Genomic DNA, 24,226 nt, shown 5'->3' on the forward strand with positions numbered 1-24,226 from the left:
GGGGGCGCCCTCAGCGCCGTTCCCGGTCTCCCGGCCGCTTCGCCGGTCCGGTCTCAGTCGGTGATGTACTGGTGCAGCCCGGGGATGTGGAGCGTCCCGCCGAACTGACCGGCCTGTACGACCTTCACCTTGGTGAAGTAGATCAGCGGGATGTCCAGCGGCGGCGGGTTCTCCGGGTCGAAGGTGATCGGGATGAGCCCGAGCAGGTTGCCCGAGATGCTCTCGGTGTAGAACACGGTGTCGCCGTCGCGGATGGTGGACGTCGACCCCTCGGCCGCCTGGACGTGGTACGTCTTGCCGGCCTGCTTGTCCTTCACCGTCTGGTGCAGGTCGCCGATGTCGGTGCCGTTCGAGATGACGTACTTCAGCACCTTCTTGGTGGTGCCGTTGGCGGTCTTCACCTCGACGATGCCCTTGTAGGAGGCGCCCTTCAGCGTCAGCGAGCTGGCGTCGAGGTACCAGGGGTCGTCGGGCAGCGGCACCTTGTTGTCGACGCCGCCCTCGTCGTCGGTGGCGACCGGGCAGTCGTCCGCGTCGGTGCTCCCGGAGGCGCTGGGGGTGGGTGAGGGGGTGGCCTCGTCCTCCGCGTCCTCCTTGGCCTTCTCGGCGTCCTCCTTGGCCTTCTCGGCGGCTTCCTTCGCCGCCTCGGCCGCCTTGTCCACCGTCTCCTTGGTGTCCTCGGCCGCCTTCGACGCGGCGTCGGTCGCGCCCTCGACGGTGTCCTTCGCGGTGCCGGCGACCTTGTCGGTGGTCTCCTTCACGGCGTCGGACGCGTCGTCGCCGGCGCCCTGGGACGCCGAGGGGGTGGGCGTGGGACTCGCGCTCTCCTCGGCCTTCTTGCCGCCGGTGAAGATGCCTTCGAGGGCGTCGCCGATGCCTTCGAGCAGGCCGCCCTTCTCCGACTCGGAGGGGGACGGCTCCGCGGCGTCCTGACCGGACGTCTCCTGGCTCTCGGACTCGGAGGGGCTCGGAGTGGGCCCCGACCCGCCGTCCGCGCCGCTCTCGCCGCCCTTGTCGCCGGTGTCGCCCTTGTCGTCGGAACCTGAATCCGACGAAGAGGACTCGTCCTTGTCGGCGCCGGAGGCCGAGTCGCCGGGCTCCTTGCCGTCGTTCTCGCCCTTGCCGTCCTGGTCCGCCTCGTCGGTCGCCGACGGCGACGGGGACTCGGACGGGTCCTTCTCGGCGTCCTCCAGGGCCGCCACGCAGTCCTTGTACTCGTCGGCCGTCAGGCTGTTGGAGGTCGGCGGCGCCGCGTCGTTGCCGTCGGCGAGGGCCAGCGTCGGGGTGAACCCCATCCCCATGAGGACGGCCGTGGGCATCGCCGCGATGGCTATCGCCTTGCCGGCCGGCATGTGGAACCTGGTGAACAACGGCTTCTTGGGTGCCGCGTGGCGCGGCCCGGTTCTCACACGGGAGGACTCCACGTCAGCCCCGCGGGTCACCTCGTCAGCCGGCACTGTGCCTCCCGTTCGCCCCGTTGGCCGGGCTCGTTCCTGACAGATCGTTCGCCCGCAGCCCCGCGTAGGCCTGTGCGGGGCTTCCGTCGTCCATCCCGCTCCGCGGCTTCGGCACCGCCCCGTCGGCCCCCCGCGTGCCGGGCTCCGGGAAGCCGGGGAACGCGGTGTCGTCGGCCTGGGTGCCGGGAGTGGCACCCTCGGGCGTGTCGTCGGTCGCCCTGCCCCCCGCCGGCGGCTCGGCCTGCGGCGGCTCGCCCGGCACCCAGGACACGGCCATCGCGCCGCCGACCAGCGCGAGCAGGAAGCCGATCAGGAAACCGCCGAGGTTGGACACGGGGATGGACACCAGCGCCAGCAGGATCGCCGCCACACCCGCGAAGACCCGGACGTGCTTCTGGTACCACAGGCTGACGCCCAGGACGACCAGCAGCACGCCGATGATCAGGGATCCGGCGCCCGCGGTGGTGGCCATCGCCAGCGTCAGGTGACCGATCTGGAGGTTCGCGTACGGGAAGTAGGCGATGGGAAGGCCACCGAGCGCGATGAACAGGCCGGCCCAGAACGGCCGCCCGCCTCGCCAGGCACGGAACTGCAGCCGCCGGCGGGTGAACTGGCCGGCTGCGGCAGGGGTCTCGGCGCTCATGGAAAACAGCTCCCTGGTACGGCTTTGCTGTGGTGGAGACGGGGGCCGCGTGCCACGACGCGGCCGGAGAGTGGGCGGGCGGGGGCGCCGTGGCTCCCCCGCCCTTCAGGGAGTGCTTAGTAGCACTCCTTGACACCCTTGGACAGCGACATCTTCAGACCGCTGAGCTTGAAGGTTCCGGCGGTGGTGGCCCACGCCGTCTGCTTCACGCCGGTCAGCGTGGCCGTGTCGGCCTGCTGGGCGAACCCGTTGGGGTTGGTGGTGTCGCCCTTCTTGATGCCGGGACCCTTGTTGGCGTCCTTCGCCGCCACACCGATGTCGATGTTGCGGAACGTGGCATCGGCCTGCAGGTCCTCGATGTCGATGTACAGGTTCTCTGCCTCGACCGGCTTGTCACCGCCACCGGCCTTCAGGGTGAGGCTGACGGAACCGATCAGCGGGATGTCCGGGGTGACCACGGACTGGCACAGGTTCTTGATCGTCGCGGACTTGAACGCCGAGACCGCGACGGGGTGAGCCGCCTTCTCGCCGCTCAGCGTGTAGCCCTGGTCGACCGCCCCGTACTGGGAGAAGCCCTTGCCGTCGAGCTGGTCGGCCGTCACCTTGAACGACTGCCCCGACACGCTGAACGACGCCGCGAGAGCGCCCTGCGCGAGCGCGACACCTATCGCGGCCGTCGCGGCGACGCTGGGCACCATGACCACAGCGAACCGCTTCCATCTGGTCCCGCCACGCACCTGGGACTCCATATTTCCTCCTTCTCGGACGTACATCTCCTGCCCTCGGCCGAGCCTCCGGTTCGGCGGCACGGCTGGCAGGGATGGGAGAAGTGCTACGTCCTCGGGAAGGAGAGCGCCCGTACTCGGAGGCACCTGCAACGCGCCCGAATCACCGGCGTTCACCCCCGAGCGACAACCACTGGTCGCGCCTGACACGCATCACGCACAACCCTGCTGGGCAGGCTTCGCCGGTTGGACGAAGACCCCCCTGCCCAAGGGCCGGCTCCACTGCCGCCGACCCTGCTCGGTGGGGACCCAGGAGCACCCGCGACCCGACTGGCTTTCGGGGTACGGGAATGGACCGAGCGTCGCCGATCGTGGTGCATTCTCGCCGTCGACACAAGGGGGTTCGTTACTGGCTAGTAACGGCCGGATAACCGGAGGGCGACACACCGGCCCCGGACGGCGACGCTGGGTGTGCCCCGAGGCCGGAACAAAACCATTGAACAATGGACAGAGCCCAACAGATCGACGCACTGCCCTTACTGGCAGTAACAGCGGCCGCGATTGCCAAGTTTTGGCAAAGCACGGCCGCAGTGACGTCCCGTCGACAGCTCCTTCACACGGGCCACACCCGAACGAACGGCCGACGGCCGGCCGCAGTTCCGGCGTACCCGGACCCGTCTAGAACAGCGCGCGGGCGAGCGCCCTGCGCGCCGCGGCCACCCGCGGATCGTCCGCGCCGACCACCTCGAACAGCTCCAGCAGCCGCACGCGTACGGCGTTGCGCTCGTCGCCGGCCGTGACGCGGACCGCGTCGACGAGGCGCCCGAAGGCGTCCTCCACGTGACCGCCCACCAGGTCCAGGTCGGCCGCGGCGATCTGCGCCTGGGCGTCGGCCGGCTTGTCGGCCGCCTCCTGCCGGACCCGCTGCGGGTCGGCGTCCTGTACCCGCTGGAGCAACTCGGCCTGGGCGAGACCCAGTTTGGCCTCGGTGTTGCCCGGCTCCTCGGCCAGCACGCCCTTGTACGCCTGGACGGCGCCGTCGAGGTCGCCCGCGTCCAGGGCCCGCACGGCGGTCTCGAGCGCCGCGTCGTGCGGCGAGACCGGGCGCTCCGGGGCGGCGGGCCGGGCGGCGCCCGGCTCGGCCTCGGGGTCGACGGTGAGACCGATCAGGCCGAAACGCTCCTCGCCGACCTGCACCAGCTGGTCCAGGGTCTGGCGGATCTGCGCCTCGCCCGCGGCCCCCTGGAAGAGCGGCAGCGCCTGCCCGGCGACGACCGCGAAGACCGCGGGGATGCCCTGGATACCGAACTGCTGCATCAGCGCCTGGTTGGCGTCGACATCGATCTTGGCGAGCAGGAAGCGCCCGTTGTACTCGACGGCCAGCCGCTCCAGGACCGGGCTCAACTGCTTGCAGGGCTCGCACCACTCGGCCCAGAAGTCGATGACGACCGGGACCTCGGTGGACCGCTGCAGGACATCGCTCTCGAAGCCGGCCTCGTCGACGTCGATGACGAGGTCGGCCGGGGAGACGGCGTCCGCGCCGCCAGTCCTGGCCGCCTCGGCGCGCGCCTGCTCCGCCTTCGTCTTGGCCTCCTGGGCCGCCTTCACCGCGCCGAGGTCGACGACCCCGCTCATGGACATGTTCCGTGGCTGCATGGGCCTATCCTCCCCCGTACTGCGCGCGCGTGTGAAAAGCGGGTCGAAAGCCCGCCCGGACGTGTGCTGTTGGGCGCCGGGTCCCCACCCCGCGCCGGTGGTCGTCGCTGGGGCACGGGCGCACCCGTGCTTTCGCTACGCCTCGTAGCGTAATACCGGGAGGGTGCGGCGGAACAGCCCTCCCCGGTGATCTCCCTCACGGCCACACACAACCCGCCGGTTATGGTCGGGGCATGCAGAGCAGCACCCCCGCCGGCCGTGCCGGGCGCCCGCGCAGCGCCGCGGCGGACACCGCCATCCTCGCCGCGACGCGGGCGGCGCTGGTCGACCTGGGCTGGTCCAAGCTCACCCTGGGCGACGTCGCGACACGGGCCGGGGTCGCCAAGACGACGCTCTACCGTCGCTGGGCGGGCAAGAACGAGCTGGTCGTGGACGCGGTGGCGGAGCTCTTCGACGAGCTCGAACTGCCCGACAGCGGCTCGCTGGCCGCCGACATCGAGGGCGTGGTGCTGCAGTTCGCGACGATCCTGGCCCGCCCGGAGGCCGCGAGCGGCCTGATGGCGGTGGTCGCCGAGTCCACCCGCGACGCCGCGCTGCGCGAGCGCATCCGCACATCGATCGTGGAGCGGCAGAAGCGCCTGGTCCTGGAGGGCAGGGCCCGCGCCGAGGCCAGGGGCGAACTGCCGCCCGAGCCGGACGCCGGCCAGGCCGGGCGCACCGTGGACCTGATCTTCGACCTGGTGGCGGGCGCGGTGGTGCACCGCACCCTGGTCAGCGCCGGGGCCGCGGACGAGGAGTGGGTGCGCGACCTGTCCCGGGTCCTGCTGACGGGCCTGGCGGGCACGGCGGTCGCGGCCCCTGCGGCGCCGGTTCAAGGCCCCGGTTCAAGGCCCCGGAGACCGGTCGGCCCCCGCGACCCGGCGCCCGGTCGCGCCCGGCTCAGCGCAAAGGCTCATCGCCCGGCTCAGCGCACGGCTCAGCGACCGGCTCAGCGCACGGTGAGGACCAGCTTCCCCGTCGTACGGCCGGTCTCGCCCTGGGCATGCGCCCGGGCGCCCTCGGCGAGCGGGAAGGTGCCGGAGACGTGGGCGCGCAGCCTGCCCCGTTCGGCGAGGGAGGCGATGGCGCTCATCCCGGCGTGGTCGTGCTCGACCAGCAGGCCGACGGCACGGGCGTCCGCCTTCTCGGCCGCGGCCCGGGTCTCCGCGTCCACCGGCAGCAGGGACACGACGACACCGCCGGGCCGCAGTACGTCCGCGGAGCGCAGGGCGGTGTCGCCGCCGACGGCGTCGAGGACGACGTCGTAGCGCTCGCCGGTGTCCGTGAAGTCCTGGGTGCGGTAGTCCACGCAGGCGTCCGCGCCCAGCTCGCGCAGGAAGGCGTGCTTGGCGGCGCTCGCCGTGCCGGTGACGTGGGCGCCGCGCTCCTTGGCGATCTGCACGGCGAGGTGGCCGACGCCGCCGGCCGCGGCGTGCACCAGCACCCGCTGCCCGGCCCGCAGGTCCGCCGTGTCGACGAGGGCCTGCCAGGCGGTGAGCGCGGCCAGCGGCAGCGCGCCGGCCTGCACATGGTCGATCCCGGCGGGCTTGGCGGCGAAGGCACGGGCCGGGCCGGTGACGTACTCGGCGTGGGCCCCGGCCCCGTACGGGTAGGGGAGCATGCCGAAGACCTCGTCGCCCGGCCGGAAGAGGGTGACGCCGAAGCCGGCCTCCACCACGGTGCCGGAGACGTCCCAGCCGAGGGTGAACGGCGGGGGCGGCAGGAAGAGCTTCTGCGCGCGGTGCTTGAAGTCCGTGGGATTGAGCCCGGCCGCGTGCACGGCGACGAGGATCTCGCCGGGGCCCGGCGCGGGCCGCGGCAGCTCGGTCGGCTCCAGCACCTCGGGGCCGCCGAGCACCGTCTGGCGCAGGGCGAGCATCACGGGGGCGGCGGGGGCGGCGGGGGTGTCCGTAGTGGTCATGCCCCGATCCTCGCCGCCGGGCGCACCCCGCGACGACGGCAAGAAGGTCATCCTCCGATACATTCGTGCCATGCTCACCGACACCGCCGCCCGCACGGCCGAACTGGAGCGCCGGATGCGCCCCGTCCCGCGCCCCGGCGCCCACCGGGTCGTCGTCCTCGCCCTGGACGGCGTCTACCCCTTCGAACTGGGCATCCCGCACCGCGTCCTGGGCTCCGCCGAGGGCCGCTACGAGGTGCGGTCCGCGAGCGTGGACGGGCGCCCCGTGCGCACCGACTCGGACCTGACCGTCACCCCCGGGCACGGCCCCGAGGTGCTGGCCGAGGCGGACACCGTGGTCATTCCGCCGTACGCGGTCACCGCCGCGTCCGCCGCGGCCGCGGACCCGCGGGCCCTCGCCGCCCTGGCCCGCGTACGGCCCGGCACCCGCCTGGTCTCCATCTGCACCGGCGCCTTCCTGCTGGCCGCCGCGGGTCTCCTGGACGGGCGCCGGGCCACCACCCACTGGGCGCTCGCCGACCACTTCCGGGAGCTGTTCCCGCAGGTCGAACTGGACGCCGGGGTGCTCTTCGTCGACCACGGCGACGTGCTGACCTCGGCGGGCGCGGCGAGCGGTGTCGACGTCTGCCTGCACCTGGTGCGCGAGGACCACGGCAGTGAGGTGGCCAACCAGGTCGCCCGCTGCTGCGTCGTGCCGCCGTACCGGGACGGCGGGCAGGCGCAGTACATCGAGCAGCCGCTGCCGCCCGCGAGCACGACCGGCACCGGCCCGACCCGTGACTGGGCGCTGGGGCGGCTGGGGCAGCCCCTGTCGCTGGACGAGATGGCCGCGCACGCGGCGATGAGCACCCGGACCTTCGCCCGGCGCTTCCGGGAGGAGACCGGCCTGAGTCCCGGCCGCTGGCTGACCCGGCAGCGGCTGCGGCGGGCGCAGCACCTGCTGGAGTCCAGCGACCTCCCGGTGGAGCGGGTCGCCCACGAGGTCGGCTTCGCCACGGCCACCTCGCTGCGGCGGCACCTGGCGGCCCAGGCGGGGGTCGCCCCGTCGGCGTACCGCCGCACCTTCCGCGCCTCGGTGTGAGGCCGCGGGCCGGCCCCTGGGTCCGGCTCGGCGGTCCGGCCCTCGAATCCGGCCGGGCGGTCCGGTACCGCACCGGGCCGGACGAGCCGGTCACCGTGTCCGGCCGGGTCGGGCGGTCCTGTGTCCGGCCGGGCAGGCCGATGCCCCTGTCCGGCCGGGTGGGCTGCGTGGGCCGCGTGGGCCCGTCAGAACCCGGCCGGCTCGGTGTACACCCCCCACTCGTCGCGCAGCACCCCGCAGATCTCGCCCAGCGTCGCCTCCGCCCGCACCGCGTCCAGCATCGGGCCGATCATGTTGCCGCCTGAGCGGGCCGCGGCGAGCATGCCGTCCAGGGCACCGCGCACGGCCGCGTCGTCGCGGGCGGCCTTGCGCTCACCCAGGACCCGCACCTGCTCGCGCTCGACCTCGTGGCTGACCCGCAGGATCTCCAGGTCGCCGGTGACGGAGCCGGTGTGGACGTTGACGCCGACCACCTTCTTGTCGTCCTTCTCCAGGGCCTGCTGGTAGCGGAAGGCGGACTCGGCGATCTCACCGGTGAACCAGCCGTCCTCTATCCCGCGCAGGATGCCCGAGGTGATCGGACCGATGGGGTGCTGCCCGTCGGGGTGGGCCCGCAGCCCCCGCTCCTTGATCCGGTCGAAGATCTTCTCGGCGTCGGCCTCGATCCGGTCCGTCAGCTGCTCGATGAACCAGGAACCGCCCAGCGGGTCGGCGACGTTGGCGACGCCGGTCTCCTCCATCAGCACCTGCTGGGTGCGCAGGGCGATCTCGGCGGCCTGCTCGCTGGGCAGGGCGAGGGTCTCGTCGAGCGCGTTGGTGTGCAGCGAGTTGGTCCCGCCTAGCACGGCCGCCAGCGCCTCCACGGCGGTGCGCACGACGTTGTTGTACGGCTGCTGCGCGGTGAGCGAGACACCGGCGGTCTGGGTGTGGAACCGCAGCCACTGCGCCTTGTCGGTCTGCGCCCCGTACACGTCGCGCATCCACCGGGCCCAGATCCGGCGCGCCGCGCGGAACTTGGCGATCTCCTCGAAGAAGTCGAGGTGCGCGTCGAAGAAGAAGGAGAGACCCGGCGCGAAGACGTCCACGTCGAGGCCGCGGCTGAGGCCCAGCTCCACGTACCCGAAGCCGTCGGCGAGCGTGTACGCCAGCTCCTGCGCGGCCGTCGCCCCGGCCTCGCGGATGTGGTACCCGGAGACCGACAGCGGCTTGTAGGCGGGAATGCCGGCCGCGCAGTACTCCATGAGGTCGCCGATGAGGCGCAGGTGCGGCTCGGGCTGGAAGAGCCACTCCTTCTGGGCGATGTACTCCTTGAAGATGTCGGTCTGCAGCGTGCCGTTGAGCACGCCCGCGTCGACGCCCTGCCGCTCCGCGGCGACCAGGTACATGCAGAACACGGGCACGGCGGGCCCGCTGATCGTCATGGAGGTGGTCACGTCCCCGAGCGGGATGTCCCTGAACAGCACCTCCATGTCGGCGGCCGAGTCGATGGCCACGCCGCAGTGCCCGACCTCGCCCAGCGCGCGCGGGTCGTCGGAGTCGCGGCCCATCAGCGTCGGCATGTCGAAGGCGACCGAGAGCCCGCCGCCGCCGTTGCGGAGGATCATCTTGTAGCGCTCGTTGGTCTGCTCGGCGTTGCCGAACCCGGCGAACTGCCGGATCGTCCACGTCCGCCCCCGGTACCCGGTCGGATGCAGACCGCGGGTGAAGGGGTACTCCCCCGGCCAGCCGATCCGCTCGAAGCCCTCGTACTCGTCCCCGGGCCGGGGCCCGTACACCGGCTCCACGGGATCGCCGGAGAGCGTGGTGAAGTCCGCGTCGCGCTTGCGTGCCGCGTCGTACCGGGCCTGCCAGCGAAGGCGGCCCTCCTCTATGGCATGAGCGTCCATACCCTCAATTTACTAGGACGTCCAAGTAAATGTCGATGGGGTACCGCCGTGCGGGTGTCCGCACGGCGGGGGGACAGCGGGGGGGGACGGCCGGTGAGGGGCCGGTCACGCCTCGGCGGGGGCGGGCGCCTCGGCGCCGGCGACCTTCGCCTCCAGCTCCTGGCTGATCCGTCGTTCCACGAAGAAGGCGGCCGTCGGAACGGTCCCGGCGAGCAGCACCCACAGCTGCTTCTTCACCGGCCACTTCGCCTTGGAGCCCAGGTCGAAGGCGACGACGAGGTAGATCACGTACAGCCAGCCGTGCGCGATGCTGACGACCTGGGTGAAGTCGGCGGCGCCGCCCAGATCCAGCACGTACTTGGCGATCATGCCAAGGCACAGCGCGATCAGCAGCACACCGGTGACGTACGCCATGACCCGGTAGCGGGTCAGCACGCTTCGTTTCATGGCCACGAGCGTAACGGCACGCCTCGCGCGATCTTCGAGCGGGTCGGCGGACCACCCGGCCGGCTCACTCCTCCTCGAAGTCCCCCGCGGCTACCCGCAGCGGCCTGAGCATCGCGAAGATCTCGCCGCACTCCTCGGCGTCGTACGCGCCCAGGCCGAAGTCCATCGCCATCAGGTCGCGGGTGGCCTCCTCGACGACCTGGCGGCCCTTGTCGGTGATGGTGGCGAGCGTGCCGCGGCCGTCGTTGGGGTTGGGGCGCTTGTCGACCAGGCCGGAGCGCACCAGGCGGTCGACCGTGTTCGTCACCGAGGTCGGGTGCACCATGAGGCGCTCGCCGATCTTGGACATCGGCAGTTCGCCCGACTTGGAGAAGGTGAGCAGCACCAGGGCCTCGTACCGCGCGAAGGTCAGCCCGTACGGCTTGACCACCGCGTCGACCCCGGCCAGCAAAATCTGCTGCGCCCGCATGATCGAGGTGATCGCGGCCATGGACGGCACGCCGCCCCAGCGCTGCTTCCAGTGTTCGTCGGCGCGGGCGATCGGGTCGAAGGAGAGACTGAGGGGCTTGGACACGGCAACAGACCTTACCGGCCGGTCATATGCCGGTCAGCCCCGTCTCGCCTTTCGATACCACCGCTGGCCGCGGTCAGTCCGCGAGGTGGCGCTCCACCGTCTCGACCTTGGAGGTGAGACCGTCCGTCACGCCGGGGCGGATGTCCGCCTTGAGGACCAGGGACACGCGCGGCGCCGTGGCCTCGACGGCGGCGACCGCGCGGCGGACCACGTCCATGACCTCGTCCCACTCGCCCTCGATCGACGTGAACATGGCGTCCGTACGGTGGGGCAGCCCGGACTCGCGGACCACGCGGACGGCGTCGGCGACGTACTCCCCCACGTCCTCGCCGACGCCGAGCGGCGTCACGGAGAAGGCGACGATCATGCGCCCACGACCCCTTCCTGGCGGGCGCGGGTGGCGATGACCGCGTCCTCGGCCTCGCGCTTGAGCCTGCGGTCGGCGAAGAAGCCGCCGGTCGGGAGCACCGAGAGGACGAAGTAGAGGGCGGCGGTCTTCAGCGGCCACTTGGCGCGGTTCCAGGCGTCCGCCCAGAAGACCACGTACAGCACGAAGAGGACGCCGTGGATCATGCCCATGGCCGGCACCGCGTTGAAGTCGGTGGTCCGCTTCAGGACGGAGCAGACCAGCAGGAGGAGGAACGAGATCGCCTCGGGGGCCGAGACCAGGCGGAGGCGGCGGAGGGCACTGGCGGTCTTGAGGTCCACGGGTCACCTTCGGTGGAGGGGGGTCGGTGGGAGAGGGATCGGGAGCGCGAAGGGGGCACGCCCCCGCCGCGCTCTTTGTGAACGCACGCACAAGCGCGCGACCATTGTGGCAAACCGTGCGACGCGCCCGGGCGAGGGGGTCGGCAAGGGCCTCGGCGCCACCCCTAGGGGTGGGAATCGGGGTGCGTCTCCACCCGTGGGACCTGTCGGTCCACCCGGCCGGGGGGCTACCTTCGCATTTGTGGCGATGTTCCGACTTCAAGAGAGCAAGGTGCTCGCCGTCGACATGACCGGGGACGCCGTGAAGGCGAAGAACGGCTCGATGGTCGCGTACGACGGGGAGATGGCCTTCAAGAAGCTGAGCGGCGGCGGTGAGGGCCTCCGGGGGATGGTGACCCGGCGGATCACCGGCGAGCAGATGACGGTGATGGAGGTGAAGGGGCACGGGACCTGCTGGTTCGCGGACCGGGCCTCGGAGATCAATCTGGTGGGTCTCCAGGGCGACAAGCTGTACGTCGAGTCGAGCAACTTCCTGGCGGCCGACGCCGGGCTGCGCACCGGCACCAGCTTCACCGGGACGCGCGGCGCCTCACAGGGCAACGGGCTGTTCACCACGACCGTCGAGGGGCACGGGCAGGTCGCGATCATGTCGGACGGTCCGGCGGTCGTGCTGCGGGTCAGCGCGCAGTACCCGCTGACGGTCGACCCGGGGGCGTACGTCGCGCACCAGGGGAACCTGCGGCAGTCCTTCCAGTCGGGCGTGACCTTCCGCACGCTCTTCGGGGAGGGCGGCGGGGAGGCCTTCCAGATCCGCTTCGAGGGCGACGGGCTGGTGTACGTGCAGCCGAGCGAGCGGAACACGATCGCGGGGGATGTGTGAGATGGCGTTCGAGGAGATCAACTCGAAGATGGTGCGGGCGTTCGTCTCGCCCGGTCAGCGCCTGTTCAGCCAGCGCGGCGCCATGCTCGCCTACCAGGGGGACGTGTCCTTCACCCCGAACGTGACCGGCGGCCGGGGCGGGGTCGTGCCGATGATCGGGCGCCGGGTGGCCAACGAGGACACGCCGCTGATGACCGTCGAGGGCAGCGGCACGGTGTTCTTCGGGCACGGCGGCCACCACGTACAGGTGATCAACCTTTCGGGTGACACCTTGTACGTGGAGGCGGACCGCCTCCTCGCCTTCGAGGGCACCCTGGAGCAGAGCACGGTGTTCCTCGGCTCGCAGGGCGGGGTGATGGGCATGGTGCGCGGCCAGGTGAGCGGGCAGGGGCTGTTCACCACGTCCCTCAGGGGCCACGGCTCGGTGGCGGTGATGGCCCACGGCGGCGTCTTCGAGGTGCCGATCACCCCGCAGCGACCGGTGCGCGTCGACCCGCAGGCGTACGTCGCCCACCACGGGGACGTACGCAACAAGCTGTCCACGGCGCTGGGCTGGCGGGACATGGTGGGACGCGGCTCGGGCGAGGCGTTCCAGCTGGAGCTGAGCGGCAGCGGCACGGTGTTCGTCCAGGCGTCGGAGGAGAAGCTGTGAGCACGGTCCACCACGATCCGGTGACGCTGCCGGCCGACGACAACGTCAACGCGTACACCTTCTGTGTAGAGCTCAAGGGGAGCCAGTGGTTCCTGCAGAAGGGGAAGATGATCGCCTACTACGGGACGATCGACTTCAACGGTGTCGGGCACGGGCGGCTGGACCATCTGACGCGCACGTCGTTCCATTCGCCTCTGCACGCGAGCGACTGGGTCGTGGCCGAGGGATCGGGCAAGATGCTCCTCGCCGACCGGGCCTTCGACGTGAACTCGTACGACCTCGAAGACGGCAATCTGACCATTCGCTCGGGCAACCTGCTCGCTTTTCAGCCAAGTCTCGCGCTCAAGCAGTCGATCGTGCCGGGCTTCCTGACCCTGCTCGGAACCGGAAAGTTCGTGGCCGCGTCCAACGGCCCGGTGGTGTTCATGGAACCCCCGATCCGGGTCGACCCGCAGGCCCTGGTCGGCTGGGCCGACTGCCCCTCGCCGTGCCATCACTACGACCACGGGTACATGACCGGCCTGCTGGGCGGTCTACGTGCGATGACGGGGCTCGGCGGGGCCTCCGGGGAGGAGCACCAGTTCGAGTTCGCGGGGGCGGGGACGGTGCTGCTGCAGTCGAGCGAGGCGCTGCTGGCGGAGCAGGCCGTGGGAGCGCCTCCGCAGCAGGCGGGAGTGCCCGGCGGCGGCGCGTCCGGAGGGCAGGGTGGCCGGTCGGGGGCACCGGGGCTTCCCGGACAGCTGGGGGACCTCCAGCGCCGCTTCGGGCTGTGAGCGGTAATCTGCGGAGTGTGACATCGAACGCGTGCGCACCGTCACCGTCACGGAAGACCCCGTCACTAGTTCGCCTTTCAACATTTTAGGTAGACTTCATTCATGGAGACCGAGACGGCCACTCGCTGGCTTACCGACACGGAGCAGTGTGCTTGGCGCACCCACCTGGAGGTCAACAAGCTGTTGACGCACCAGCTGGAGAAGGACCTGCAGCCGTTCGGCCTGACAATGAACGACTACGAGATCCTGGTGAACCTCTCCGAGTCGGAGGACGACCGGATGCGGATGAGCGACCTGGCCACGGCCACGATGCAGTCCAAGAGCCGCCTCTCACACCAGATCACCCGCATGGAGAACGCGAACCTGGTCCGCCGGGAGAACTGCGAGTCCGACCGCCGCGGGCTCTACGCCGTCCTCACCGAGCACGGCATGGCGACGATGCGGAAGGTCGCCCCGCACCACGTGGCCTCCGTCCGCCGGCACTTCATCGACCTGCTGGCCCCGGAGACCCTGACGGAGCTGGACAAGGCGCTCAGGCCCATCGCGGAGCACCTGCGCGGGCAGCGGGGCCGGGGCTGAGGCGAGGCGCCCCGGCGGCCGCCGTCCTCACGTTCTCCTAGGCACCCGGCAGGCGGAGTTCGAACAGGGCGCCGCCCGCCGGGGTGTCCCGCACCGTGAGCGTGCCGCCGTGCCGCACAGCGACGTCACGGGCGATGGCCAGGCCCAGACCGGCCCCGCCGTCGTCGCGGCTGCGGGCGGCGTCGAGCCGTACGAACCGCTCGAAGATCCGCTCCCGGTCGGCGGCCGGCACTCCCTCGCCGTCGTCGGCCACGGCGACCACGGCCGTCTGCCCGCCCCCGCCGGCCCCGTGCCGCCGCACGGACACCTCCACCGCCGAACGGGCGTGCCGCTGGGCGTTGTCCAGCAGATTGGCCAGCACCCGTTCCAGCTGCCCCCGGGACCCGGCCACCGTCACGTCCTCCTCGGCCCGCACCCGCACCCCGCGGCGCCCCTCGGCCGCCTCCCGCGCGAGCGCCGCGAGGTCGACCCGGGCGTCCGCGGGCCGCTCCCCCGCGTCGAGCCGCGCGAGCAGCAGCAGGTCGGCGGCGAGCCGCTGCAGCCGTACGGTGTCCTCCACCGCGCCGCCCAGGTCCAGCAGTTCGGGGTGGGCGGCGGCCACCTCCAGCTGGGTGCGCAGCGAGGCGATCGGACTGCGCAGCTCGTGCGAGGCGTCGGCGACGAACCGGCGCTGCCGCTCCACCGAGGACTCCAGCGCGGTCAGCGTCTCGTTGGTGGTCGAGGCGAGCCTGGCCACCTCGTCGTGCGTGTCCGGCACCGGGACGCGGCGGGCCAGGTCCTCGCTGGCGGTGATCGCGGCCATCTCGCGCCGGATGCCCTCCACCGGACGCAGCGCACGCCGGGTGACCAGCCAGGTCACCCAGGCGACGACCGCGAGCAGCACCGGGAAGCCGATCAGCATCACGGTCAGCGCGGTGTTGACGGCGCCGTGTTCGGCGGAGAGCGGGGCGCCCGCGTAGACGGTGAGCCGGCCGCGGTCCTCGGTCTCCACGGGGACGGCGGCGAAACGGTAGTCCTCCGTGTCGCCGTCGATGGTCGCCGAGCCGTCGCTGACGGTCGTCCGGGCGCCGATCTCACCGGGTTCGAGGGACTCGCCGTGGTCATCGTCGTCGTCGGCGGCGTCGTCATCTTCGTCGTCCCCGCCGTCCCGGGCGGTGGCGGCCGGCTGCGGCTTCACCGCGTCCACGCCGGTGCCGCTGATCCGCTCCAGGTCCTCACTGGCGGCGACCAGCCTCCCCTCCTCGTCGACGACCTGCACCGGCCGGTCGTCGACGTCCAGCGGCAGATCGTCGTACGGCTTCGCGAAGGCCAGCCCGGTCGCGACCTCCCGCGCGGAGCGCTCCGCCTGGGTGCCGGCCTCGCCCAGCAGGTTGGAGCGCAGGGACAGCAGGACCGCCGTACCGGCCGCGACGAGGGCGACGGCGACCACGAGGGTCGCCGCGAGCGTGGCGCGGGCCCGCACCGAGGCGAAGGGGCGGCTCACCGCCCGGACTCCAGCCGGTACCCGGCGCCGCGCACGGTGCGGATGAGCTCGGCCCGCAGCTTGCGCCGGAGGGTGCTGACGTAGACCTCGACGATGTTGGGGTCGCCGTCGTAGGCGAAGTCCCAGACGTGCTCCAGGATCTGCGCCTTGGAGACGACCTGTCCGGCCCGGACGACGAGCTGTTCCAGGACCGCGAACTCCTTCGCCGTGAGGGTGATCTCGTCCTCGCCGAGGAACACCCGGCGGGCGGCGGTGTCCACCTTGAGATCGCCGTGGACGTGCACGGGCGAGGCGCCGGCGCCCTGGCCCCGCCGCCGCAGCAGGGCCTTCACGCGGGCGACGAGGACGACGTACGAGAAGGGCTTGGTGAGGTAGTCGTCGGCGCCGGTGTCCAGGCCCTCGGCCTCGTCGTACTCGCCGTCCTTGGCGGTGAGCATCAGGATCGGCACGTCGTGCCCGGCGGCGCGCAGGGCGGCGCAGACGCGGTAGCCGTTGAGGCCGGGCAGCATGATGTCGAGGATCACGAGGTCGTACACGCCCTCGCCGGCCCGGTGCAGGCCCTCCAGGCCGTCGTGGACGACGTCCACGGCGTAGCCCTCGGCGGTGAGGCCCTTGGCGAGCGACACGGCCAGACGCTTCTCGTCCTCCACGATCAACAGGCGCATGCCTAAAGAGTCGCAAAGCCGAGCTGAAGATCCCTTCAGGCGGCTTCAGCGTGGCCTCAGCGTCGGTCCGTGACAGTGAAGTCACCGAAAACCGCTGGACTCAGGACGACTCGGAGGAAAACGCATGAGGCGCAACATCGTGATCGCCGCCGTCACCGCCGCCGCACTGATCGGAGGCGGTACGGCGACCGCGCTGGCGACGGCGGAGGACGACGGGAGGGGTACGGCACCCCGGGCGGACGTGAGCGTGTCCGACGACGGCGGCGTACGGGACGAGGCCGACGGTCGTGACGGCGACCGGCGCAACGGCCCCGGTGCCTCCGCCGCGAAGGTGACCGCGGCCGAGGCCATCGCCGCCGCGCTGCGCGACACGCCGGGCACGGCCGTCTCCGCCGAGCTGGACGACGCGGACGACGGGGACCGGGACGGGGACGGGGACGACGACGACCGCGACGACCGCCGCGAGCGCGCCGCCTGGGAGGTCGACGTCCTCTCCGGCGACGGCACCTGGCACAGCGTCCGGGTCGACCCCGCCTCCGGCAAGGTCCTGGGCTCGCACGCCGACGCCGACGCCGACGCCGAGGAGGAGGACGACGACGCCGCCGAGGCGCGGGCCGCGCTCAAGGGCACCTCCGTCACCGCCGCCGAGGCGGCACAGGCCGCGGCGGGCAAGGGCACGGTGACGTCCGTGGACCTGGACGACGACGGCGACGACGGTGGCGACGGTGCGGACCGTTCCAAGGCCGCCTGGGAGGTCGAGACCCGCGCCTCCGGCCAGGGCGAGCGGGACTGGCGGGTGGACCTGAAGACCGGCGAGGTCACGGCCGACCGGGACGACGACGGCTCCCACGCGGACGACGCCGACGACCGCGACGGCTCCGGTTCCGCCGACGCCGACGACTCCGACGACGACTGACCGGTCCCGTCCGGGCCCGGGGGCGGGCCGGCGTCAGCCGTTCGTCAGGCCCGCCACCAGTTCGTCCGCCGCGCGGTAGGGATCGAGTTCGCCCGCCACGATGCGCTCCGCCAGGGCGCCGAGGCGGCGGTCGCCGTGCAGGTCGCCGATGCGCTCGCGCAGGGTGGTGACGGCGATGGTCTCGACCTCGCGGGCGGCGCGGGCGCGTCGTCGTTCGGCGAGCACGTCCCGTTCCGCCATCCACGCGCGGTGCTTCTCCAGCGCCTCGACGACCTCCTCGACGCCCTCGCCGCGCGCGGCGACCGTCTTGACGATGGGCGGGCGCCAGTCGCCGGCGGCACGGGCCTCGCCGAGGCCCAGCATGTGGTTGAGTTCGCGGGCGGTCGCGTCGGCGCCGTCCCGGTCGGCCTTGTTGACCACGTAGACGTCGCCGATCTCCAGGATCCCGGCCTTGGCCGCCTGGATGCCGTCGCCCATGCCGGGGGCGAGGAGAACGACGGAGGTGTCGGCCTGGGAGGCGATCTCGACCTCCGACTGGCCGACGCCCACCGTCTCGACGAGGACCACGTCGCAGCCGGCCGCGTCCAGGACGCGGATCGCCTGCGGCGCGGCCCAGGCGAGGCCGCCGAGGTGGCCGCGGGTCGCCATCGAGCGGATGTAGACGCCGGGGTCGGAGGCGTGCTCCGACATCCGCACGCGGTCGCCGAGCAGGGCGCCGCCGGAGAAGGGGGAGGACGGGTCGACGGCGAGGACGCCGACCCGCTTGCCCTGCTTGCGGTACGTCGTCACCAGCGCCGAGGTGGACGTCGACTTGCCGACGCCCGGCGAGCCGGTCAGACCGACGACGTAGGCACCGCCGGTGAGCGGGGCGAGGACCTCCATGACCTCCCGGAGCTGCGGAGACGCCCCTTCCACCAGGGAGATCAGCCGGGCCACGGCCCGCGGCCGGCCTTCCCTGGCCTGGGCCACCAGTGAGGAGACGTCCTGCATCACAGCTCCGTTCAGCGATCCGTTCGGTGCGAAGTCGTCATTCTGGGGCTCAGGCGCCCGGCACGTGCAGGATCAGCGCGTCGCCCTGGCCGCCGCCGCCGCACAGCGCCGCCGCGCCGACGCCGCCGCCGCGCCGCTTGAGCTCCAGCGCGAGGTGGAGCACCAGGCGGGCGCCGGACATGCCGATGGGGTGTCCCAGGGCGATGGCACCACCGTTGACGTTCACCTTTTCGGTGGATACGCCGAGGTCCTTCATTGACTGGACGGCGACGGCCGCGAAGGCCTCGTTGATCTCGACGAGGTCGAGGTCGCCGACCGTCAGGCCCTCCTTCTTCAGGGCGTGCTGGATGGCATGCGAAGGCTGCGACTGCAAAGAGTTGTCCGGCCCGGCGACGTTGCCGTGGGCGCCGATCTCCGCGATCCACTCCAGGCCCAGCTCCTCGGCCTTCGCCCTGCTCATGACCACCACGGCCGCGGCGCCGTCGGAGATCTGGGAGGCGGAGCCCGCGGTGATCGTGCCGTCCTTGGCGAAGGCCGGCCGCAGCTTGGCGAGGGACTCGGCGGTGGTGTCGCCCCGGATGCCCTCGTCCTGGCTGAACAGCACCGGGTCGCCCTTGCGCTGCGGGATCTCGACCGGGGTGATCTCGGCCTCGAAGAGACCGTTCTTCTGGGCGGCGGCGGCGCGCTGGTGGGAGAGGGCGGCGATCTCGTCCTGCTCGGGGCGGGTGATGCCGAGCCGCGTGTTGTGCTTCTCGGTCGACTCGCCCATGGCGACGTTCTCGAAGGAGTCGGTCAGACCGTCGTGCGCCATGGCGTCGATCATCTCGACCGCGCCGTACTTGTAGCCCTCGCGGGACTTCGGCAGCAGATGCGGGGCGTTGGTCATGGACTCCTGGCCGCCGGCGACGATCACGTCGAATTCACCCGCGCGAATGAGCTGGTCGGCGAGCGCGACGGCGTCGAGGCCGGAGAGGCAGACCTTGTTGACCGTGAGCGCCGGGACGTTCATGGGGATGCCGGCCTTGACGGCGGCCTGGCGGGCGGGGATCTGCCCGGCGCCGGCCTGGAGCACCTGGCCCATGATCACGTACTGGACCTGGTCGCCGCCGATCCCCGCGCGGTCGAGGGCGGCCTTGATCGCGAAGCCGCCGAGGTCGGCGCCGGAGAAGGACTTCAGGGAGCCGAGCAGCCGACCCATCGGGGTGCGGGCGCCCGCGACGACGACGGAGGTCGTGCCGTTCCCACGAGAGGCACGAGAGGTTCGGGAGGTTCCTGATGCTGCTGCGGAAGACATGGGCTGCGATCCCCTTTTCCGGCCCGCACAGGCCGAGGAAGTGAACGAGGGTTTACTCGAATGTACTGAGCGGTATCCCGCCCGTCACCGGGCTGTCGGTGTGATGGCGCGCACGTTGCGTAACCACCTCCGGAGCGCTGCACTGAGTCCATGCTGACGCGAATCGACCACATCGGAATCGCCTGCCACGATCTCGACGCGACCGTCGAGTTCTACCGCGCCACCTACGGATTCGAGGTGACCCACACCGAGGTCAACGAGGAGCAGGGGGTCCGCGAGGCCATGCTCAGGATCAACGGTACGTCGGACGGGGGCGCCTCCTACCTGCAGCTCCTGGAGCCCGTCCGCGAGGACTCGGCGGTCGGCAAGTGGCTCGCCAAGAACGGGGAGGGCGTCCACCACATCGCCTTCGGCACGGCGGACGTGGACGCGGACGCCGCGGACATCCGCGAGAAGGGCGTACGCGTTCTGTACGACGAGCCCCGACGCGGTTCCATGGGGTCGCGGATCACCTTCCTGCACCCCAAGGACTGCCATGGCGTACTGACAGAACTCGTCACATCGGCGGCCGTTGAGTCACCTGAGCACTGACTCCCGTACATAGGGGCCGGTAGGGTTGGGCGCGGTCGCCGCTCAGTCCAGGGTGACCCGGTCCTGTCGTCGGCGACGGCGGGATCGCCGGGGTCGTGTTTCGGGGGGCGGGCGACGGGGCAGCAGCACGAGCCCCGCCGTTGATCTGACACCATTCCCCGGGGGCCCCGTTCCGCGGACGGACGGAGCTCGTTCGGGAAGATTTGCGACCAGGGGACGGATGGGACCGCGCAGTGCGGGGCTACGAGAGCCAGGAGCGAGAGCCGGCGGCTGACGTCGACCACCTCTCTCGGTTCGAGGCCGAGATGAAGCGGCTGAAGACCGAGCGGGAAAAGGCGATCCAGCACGCCGAGGACCTCGGCTACCAGGTCGAGGTGCTGCGCGCCAAGCTGCACGAGGCGCGGCGCACCATCATGTCCCGGCCCGCCTTCGACGGCGGTGACCTGGGGTACCAGGCCGAGCAGTTGCTGCGCAACGCGCAGACGCAGGCCGACCAGCTGCGGGCCGACGCCGAGCGGGAGCTGAGCCAGGCCCGGGCGCAGACCCAGCGCATCCTCCAGGAGCACGCGGAGCACTCCGCCCGGCTCCAGGCCGAGCTGCACCAGGAGGCGGTGACCCGCCGCCAGCAGCTGGACCAGGAGCTGGCCGAGCGCCGGCAGACCGTCGAGTCGCACGTCAACGAGAACGTGTCGTGGGCGGAGCAGCTGCGTGCCCGCACCGAGCAGCAGGCCCGCCGTCTGCTCGACGAGTCCCGCGCCGAGGCCGAGCAGGCCCTGACAGCGGCCCGTGCGGAGGCCGAGCGGCTGACCTCCGAGGCCCGTCAGCGGCTGCGCGACGACGCCGAGAGCGCCCGCGCGGAGGCCGAGCAGCTCCTGCGCCGCGCCCGTACCGACGCGGAGCGGCTGCTGAACGCCGCCTCCACCCAGGCGCAGGAGGCCACCGACCACGCGGAGCAGCTGCGCAGCTCCACCGCCGACGAGTCGGAGTCGGCCCGCCGCCAGTCCCAGGAGCTGAGCCGGGCCGCCGAGCAGCGGATGTCCGAGGCCGAGGAGTCGCTGCGCAAGGCGCAGACCGAGGCCGAGAAGGTGGTCGCCGAGGCCGAGGAGGCCGCGGCCAAGGCACTGTCGAGCGCCGAGGCGACCAACGAGCAGCGCACCCGTACCGCCAAGGAGCAGGTCGCCCGGCTGGTCGGCGAGGCCACCAAGGACGCCGAGAACACCAGGTCCGAGGCCGAGCAGGTGGTCGCGGACGCCCGTACCGAGGCCGAGCGGATCGTCGCCGAGGCCGCGGAGAAGGCCCGTACGATCACGGCCGAGGAGTCGGCCACCCAGCTGTCCAAGGCCGCCAAGACCGCCGAGGACGTACTGAACAAGGCGTCGGAGGACGCCAGGCGGACGACCAGGGCGGCCACCGAGGAGGCCGAGCGAATCCGCACCGAGGCCGAGGCCGAGGCGGACCGGCTGCGCGGCGAGGCGCACGACATCGCCGAGCAGCTCAAGGGCGCGGCGAAGGACGACACCAAGGAGTACCGCGCCAAGACGGTCGAGCTGCAGGAGGAGGCGCGCCGGCTGCGCGGCGAGGCCGAGCAGCTGCGGGCGGACGCGGTCGCCGAGGGCGAGAAGATCCGCGCGGAGGCCCGCAAGGAGGCCGTGGCGCAGATCGAGGAGGCGGCGAAGTCCGCCGAGGAGCTGCTCGCCAAGGCCAAGGCGGACGCGGACGAGCTGAGGCAGACCGCGACGTCGGACAGCGAGAAGGTCCGCACCGAGGCCATCGAGCGGGCGACGACCCTGCGCCGGCAGGCCGAGGAGACCCTGGAGCGCACCCGCGCGGAGGCCGAGCGGCACCGCGCGGAGGCCGCCGAGCGCGCCGAGGAGCTCCAGGCGGAGGCCGAGCGGGCCGCCCGCGAGCTGCGCGAGGAGACCGAGCGCGCCGTCGAGGCCCGGCGGGAGGAGGCCGCCGAGGACCTGACGCGGCTGCACACCGAGGCCGAGGAGCGCCGCACGGCCGCCGAGGAGGCGCTGACCGAGGCCCGCGAGGAGGGCGAGCGGATCCGGCGCGAGGCCGCCGAGGAGAGCGAGCGGCTGCGCACCGAGGCCGCGGAGCGGATCCGTACGCTCCAGCAGCAGGCCGAGACGGAGGCCGAGCGGCTGCGCACCGAGGCCGCCGCCGACGCGTCCGCCTCCCGCGCGGAGGGCGAGTCCGTCGCGGTGCGGCTGCGTTCGGAGGCCTCCAGCGAGGCGGAGCGGCTGAAGTCGGAGGCGCAGGAGAGCGCCGACCGGGTGCGGGCGGAGGCGCAGACCGCTGCCGAGCGCATCGCCGCGGAGGCGTCCGAGGCGCTGGCCGCCGCCCAGGAGGAGTCCGCCCGGCGCCGCCGTGAGGCGGAGGAGCTGCTCGGTTCCGCCCGGCAGGAGGCCGACCAGGAGCGGGAGCGGGCCCGCGAGCAGAGCGAGGAGCTGCTGGCCTCGGCGCGCAACCGCGTGGAGGAGGCGCAGGCCGAGGCGGTCCGGCTGGTCGAGGAGGCCGACCGGCGCGCCACCGAGATGGTGTCGGCCGCGGAGCAGCACGCGACCCAGGTGCGGGAGTCGGTCGCCGGGCTGCACGAGCAGGCCCAGGAGGAGATCACCGGGCTGCGCAGCGCCGCCGAGCACGTGGCCGAGCGCACCCGGCGCGAGGCCGAGGAGGAGGCGGACCGGGTCCGCGCCGACGCCTACGCGGAGCGGGAGCGGGCCAGCGAGGACGCCGGGCGCCTGAGGCACGAGGCGCAGGAGGAGTCGGAGGCCGCCAAGACGCTGGCCGAGCGGACGGTGTCCGAGGCCATCACGGAGGCCGACCGGATCCGCGCGGACGTCTCCGAGCACGCGCAGCGGGTGCGTACGGAGGCCTCCGACGCCATCGCGGAGGCCGAGCAGGCCGCCTCGCGCACCCGGGCGGACGCCCGTGAGGACGCCAACCGCATGCGGTCCGACGCGGCGACGCAGGCGGACACCCTGATCACCGAGGCGCGTTCCGAGGCGGAGCGGCTCACCACCGAGACGGTGACGGAGACCGACCGGCTGCGCACGGAGACGGTCGCGGAGGCGGAGCGGGTCCGCACCGAGGCGGCGGACGAGGCCGCGCGGGTGCGGGCCGAGGCGCAGACGGAGGCCGACCGGCTGACGACGGAGACGGTCGCCGAGGCCGACCGGGTCCGGGCCGAGGCGGGCGCGCGGGCCGAGCAGATGGTCTCGGAGGCCACCGGCGAGGCGGAGCGGCTGCGGGCCGAGGCCGCGGACACCGTCGGCTCCGCCCAGCAGCACGCGGAGCGGATCCGCATCGAGGCCGAGCGGGTGCGGACCGAGGCGGCGAACGAGGCCGAGCGGGTCACCGCGGCCGCCCGCGAGGAGGCCGAGCACACCCTCGACGAGGCCCGCAAGGACGCCAACAAACGTCGCTCGGAGGCGGCCGAGCAGGTCGACACGCTCATCACGGAGACCACCGCCGAGGCCGACAAGCTGCTCACCGAGGCGCAGCAGCAGGCGCAGAAGACCACCGCGGACGCCGAGTCGCAGGCCGACACGATGGTCGGCGCGGCCCGTACGGAGGCCGACCGGATCGTCTCGGAGGCGACGGTCGAGGGCAACACCCGGGTGGAGAAGGCCCGTACGGACGCGGACGAGCTGCTGGTCGGCGCGCGCAGGGACGCGACGGCCATCAGGGAGCGCGCGGAGGAGCTGCGCGAGCGGCTCACCTCCGAGATCGAGGAACTGCACGAGCGGGCCCGCCGCGAGGCCGCCGAGACGATGAAGTCGGCCGGCGACCGCTGCGACGCGCTGATCAAGGCCGCCGAGGAGCAGCTGGCCAAGGCGGGGGCGAAGGCCAAGGAGCTGGTGTCGGAGGCCAACTCCGAGGCCGGCAAGGTGCGGATCGCCGCCGTGAAGAAGGCCGAGGGGCTGCTGAAGGAGGCCGAGCAGAAGAAGGCCACCCTGGTCCGCGAGGCCGAGGAGCTGAAGGCCGAGGCGGTCGAGGAGGCCCGGCGCACGGTCGACGAGGGCAAGCGCGAGCTGGAGGTCCTGGTGCGGCGCCGCGAGGACATCAACGCGGAGATCTCGCGGGTGCAGGACGTGCTGGAGGCGCTGGAGTCCTTCGAGGCGCCGGGGGGCGCCAAGGACAACGGGGTGAAGGCCGGAGCGACGGTGGGCGCCCCACGTTCGGGTGGCAAGTCGTCAGACAGCTAGCGTTCGGGGCGGGTTCGGTGTCTCCTGGAGATCTTTGGCCGAGTTCCGTCCG

Annotated in this window: 22 protein-coding genes and 1 pseudogene; 9 read left to right on the top strand and 14 right to left on the bottom strand. The window is 72.5% G+C overall.

The genetic code is table 11. The features are described from left to right. Window positions 1–53: 53 nt before the first annotated feature. From IG94_RS0121290 to IG94_RS0121305, 4 genes are all read right to left on the bottom strand, one after another. Complete coding sequence (locus IG94_RS0121290; protein ID WP_031039228.1) at window positions 54–1,457, bottom strand: hypothetical protein; 1,404 nt, start codon at window positions 1,455–1,457, stop codon at window positions 54–56. Beyond that, a complete protein-coding gene (locus tag IG94_RS0121295; RefSeq protein WP_031039233.1) occupies window positions 1,447–2,100 on the bottom strand; it encodes a DUF6114 domain-containing protein in 654 nt (217 codons plus the stop codon). The genes IG94_RS0121290 and IG94_RS0121295 overlap by 11 nt, the downstream gene beginning before the upstream one ends. Before the next feature lie 116 nt (window positions 2,101–2,216). Continuing rightward, complete coding sequence (locus IG94_RS0121300) at window positions 2,217–2,849, bottom strand: DUF6230 family protein (RefSeq protein WP_031039236.1); 633 nt, start codon at window positions 2,847–2,849, stop codon at window positions 2,217–2,219. A gap of 654 nt (window positions 2,850–3,503) precedes the next feature. Further along, window positions 3,504–4,481 carry a tetratricopeptide repeat protein gene (locus IG94_RS0121305; RefSeq protein WP_194963050.1) on the bottom strand — a complete coding sequence of 326 codons (978 nt, stop codon included), beginning with the start codon at window positions 4,479–4,481 and terminating at the stop codon, window positions 3,504–3,506. Between the two features lie 233 nt (window positions 4,482–4,714). Here IG94_RS0121305 and IG94_RS40665 point away from each other — a divergent pair. After that, window positions 4,715–5,333, top strand: a pseudogene (locus IG94_RS40665) (TetR/AcrR family transcriptional regulator); the annotation flags it as partial. A 136-nt stretch (window positions 5,334–5,469) separates the two neighbouring features. Here the strand turns inward: IG94_RS40665 and IG94_RS0121315 are convergent. Then, complete coding sequence (locus IG94_RS0121315) at window positions 5,470–6,441, bottom strand: NADP-dependent oxidoreductase (RefSeq protein ID WP_031039244.1); 972 nt, start codon at window positions 6,439–6,441, stop codon at window positions 5,470–5,472. A gap of 70 nt (window positions 6,442–6,511) precedes the next feature. Here IG94_RS0121315 and IG94_RS0121320 point away from each other — a divergent pair, with 70 nt between their 5' ends. Next, entirely contained in the window at window positions 6,512–7,522 is a 1,011-nt protein-coding gene (locus IG94_RS0121320; RefSeq protein WP_107060628.1) for a GlxA family transcriptional regulator, read from the top strand. Window positions 7,523–7,707: 185 nt separating this feature from the next. Here the strand turns inward: IG94_RS0121320 and icmA are convergent, their stop codons facing one another. The 5 genes from icmA to IG94_RS0121345 form a co-directional block, all read right to left on the bottom strand. After that, window positions 7,708–9,408 carry a coenzyme B12-dependent isobutyryl-CoA mutase large subunit gene (gene icmA / locus IG94_RS0121325; protein WP_031039250.1) on the bottom strand — a complete coding sequence of 567 codons (1,701 nt, stop codon included), beginning with the start codon at window positions 9,406–9,408 and terminating at the stop codon, window positions 7,708–7,710. Window positions 9,409–9,513: 105 nt separating this feature from the next. Continuing rightward, entirely contained in the window at window positions 9,514–9,855 is a 342-nt protein-coding gene (locus IG94_RS0121330) for a DUF3817 domain-containing protein (protein WP_031039253.1), read from the bottom strand. A gap of 64 nt (window positions 9,856–9,919) precedes the next feature. Continuing rightward, the gene (locus IG94_RS0121335) at window positions 9,920–10,429 is read right to left on the bottom strand and encodes a MarR family winged helix-turn-helix transcriptional regulator (protein WP_031039256.1); all 510 of its coding nucleotides are present in this window, start codon (window positions 10,427–10,429) and stop codon (window positions 9,920–9,922) included. 73 nt (window positions 10,430–10,502) lie between these two features. Beyond that, complete coding sequence (locus IG94_RS0121340) at window positions 10,503–10,796, bottom strand: MTH1187 family thiamine-binding protein (protein WP_031039258.1); 294 nt, start codon at window positions 10,794–10,796, stop codon at window positions 10,503–10,505. Next, window positions 10,793–11,137, bottom strand: coding sequence for a DUF3817 domain-containing protein (locus IG94_RS0121345; RefSeq protein WP_031039261.1), 345 nt, complete (start codon window positions 11,135–11,137; stop codon window positions 10,793–10,795). Before IG94_RS0121345 ends, IG94_RS0121340 begins: the two co-directional genes overlap by 4 nt. A 247-nt stretch (window positions 11,138–11,384) precedes the next feature. Here IG94_RS0121345 and IG94_RS0121350 point away from each other — a divergent pair, with 247 nt between their 5' ends. The 4 genes from IG94_RS0121350 to IG94_RS0121365 all read left to right on the top strand — a co-directional run bounded on the left by IG94_RS0121350 (window position 11,385) and on the right by IG94_RS0121365 (window position 14,021). Continuing rightward, window positions 11,385–12,017: an AIM24 family protein gene (locus IG94_RS0121350; RefSeq protein WP_031039264.1), complete on the top strand. Its 633-nt coding sequence runs from the start codon at window positions 11,385–11,387 to the stop codon at window positions 12,015–12,017. 1 nt (window position 12,018) lies between these two features. Beyond that, on the top strand, window positions 12,019–12,669 hold the full coding sequence (locus IG94_RS0121355; RefSeq protein ID WP_031039268.1) for an AIM24 family protein: 651 nt from the start codon (window positions 12,019–12,021) through the stop codon (window positions 12,667–12,669). Beyond that, window positions 12,666–13,442 (top strand): AIM24 family protein, encoded by a 777-nt coding sequence (locus IG94_RS0121360; protein ID WP_031039271.1) that lies wholly within the window; start codon window positions 12,666–12,668, stop codon window positions 13,440–13,442. The genes IG94_RS0121355 and IG94_RS0121360 overlap by 4 nt, the downstream gene beginning before the upstream one ends. Before the next feature lie 102 nt (window positions 13,443–13,544). Further along, the gene (locus IG94_RS0121365; RefSeq protein ID WP_031039273.1) at window positions 13,545–14,021 is read left to right on the top strand and encodes a MarR family winged helix-turn-helix transcriptional regulator; all 477 of its coding nucleotides are present in this window, start codon (window positions 13,545–13,547) and stop codon (window positions 14,019–14,021) included. A 37-nt stretch (window positions 14,022–14,058) separates the two neighbouring features. Here IG94_RS0121365 and IG94_RS0121370 read toward each other — a convergent pair whose 3' ends face one another. Both IG94_RS0121370 and IG94_RS0121375 read right to left on the bottom strand, forming a co-directional pair. After that, window positions 14,059–15,504, bottom strand: coding sequence for a sensor histidine kinase (locus tag IG94_RS0121370; RefSeq protein ID WP_031039276.1), 1,446 nt, complete (start codon window positions 15,502–15,504; stop codon window positions 14,059–14,061). After that, the gene (locus IG94_RS0121375; RefSeq protein ID WP_031039279.1) at window positions 15,501–16,169 is read right to left on the bottom strand and encodes a response regulator transcription factor; all 669 of its coding nucleotides are present in this window, start codon (window positions 16,167–16,169) and stop codon (window positions 15,501–15,503) included. The genes IG94_RS0121370 and IG94_RS0121375 overlap by 4 nt, the downstream gene beginning before the upstream one ends. A gap of 124 nt (window positions 16,170–16,293) precedes the next feature. Between IG94_RS0121375 and IG94_RS0121380 the strand changes: the two genes are divergently transcribed. Beyond that, window positions 16,294–17,085: a PepSY domain-containing protein gene (locus IG94_RS0121380; RefSeq protein ID WP_031039281.1), complete on the top strand. Its 792-nt coding sequence runs from the start codon at window positions 16,294–16,296 to the stop codon at window positions 17,083–17,085. A gap of 33 nt (window positions 17,086–17,118) precedes the next feature. Here IG94_RS0121380 and meaB read toward each other — a convergent pair whose 3' ends face one another. Together meaB and IG94_RS0121390 are read right to left on the bottom strand one after the other, a co-directional pair. Beyond that, entirely contained in the window at window positions 17,119–18,075 is a 957-nt protein-coding gene (gene meaB, locus IG94_RS0121385) for a methylmalonyl Co-A mutase-associated GTPase MeaB (RefSeq protein ID WP_031039283.1), read from the bottom strand. A 49-nt stretch (window positions 18,076–18,124) separates the two neighbouring features. After that, window positions 18,125–19,369, bottom strand: a complete 1,245-nt coding sequence (locus IG94_RS0121390; protein WP_078892381.1) for an acetyl-CoA C-acetyltransferase — start codon at window positions 19,367–19,369, stop codon at window positions 18,125–18,127. Window positions 19,370–19,519: 150 nt separating this feature from the next. On the opposite strand from IG94_RS0121390, the gene mce reads away from it, so the two are divergent. Together mce and scy are read left to right on the top strand one after the other, a co-directional pair. Beyond that, a complete protein-coding gene (gene mce, locus IG94_RS0121395; protein ID WP_031039288.1) occupies window positions 19,520–19,960 on the top strand; it encodes a methylmalonyl-CoA epimerase in 441 nt (146 codons plus the stop codon). A gap of 233 nt (window positions 19,961–20,193) precedes the next feature. Continuing rightward, window positions 20,194–24,174: a polarized growth protein Scy gene (scy, locus tag IG94_RS0121400; protein WP_031039293.1), complete on the top strand. Its 3,981-nt coding sequence runs from the start codon at window positions 20,194–20,196 to the stop codon at window positions 24,172–24,174. Window positions 24,175–24,226 lie beyond the last annotated feature (52 nt).

The organism is Streptomyces olivaceus, assembly GCF_000721235.1.
Classification (GTDB): domain Bacteria; phylum Actinomycetota; class Actinomycetes; order Streptomycetales; family Streptomycetaceae; genus Streptomyces; species Streptomyces olivaceus.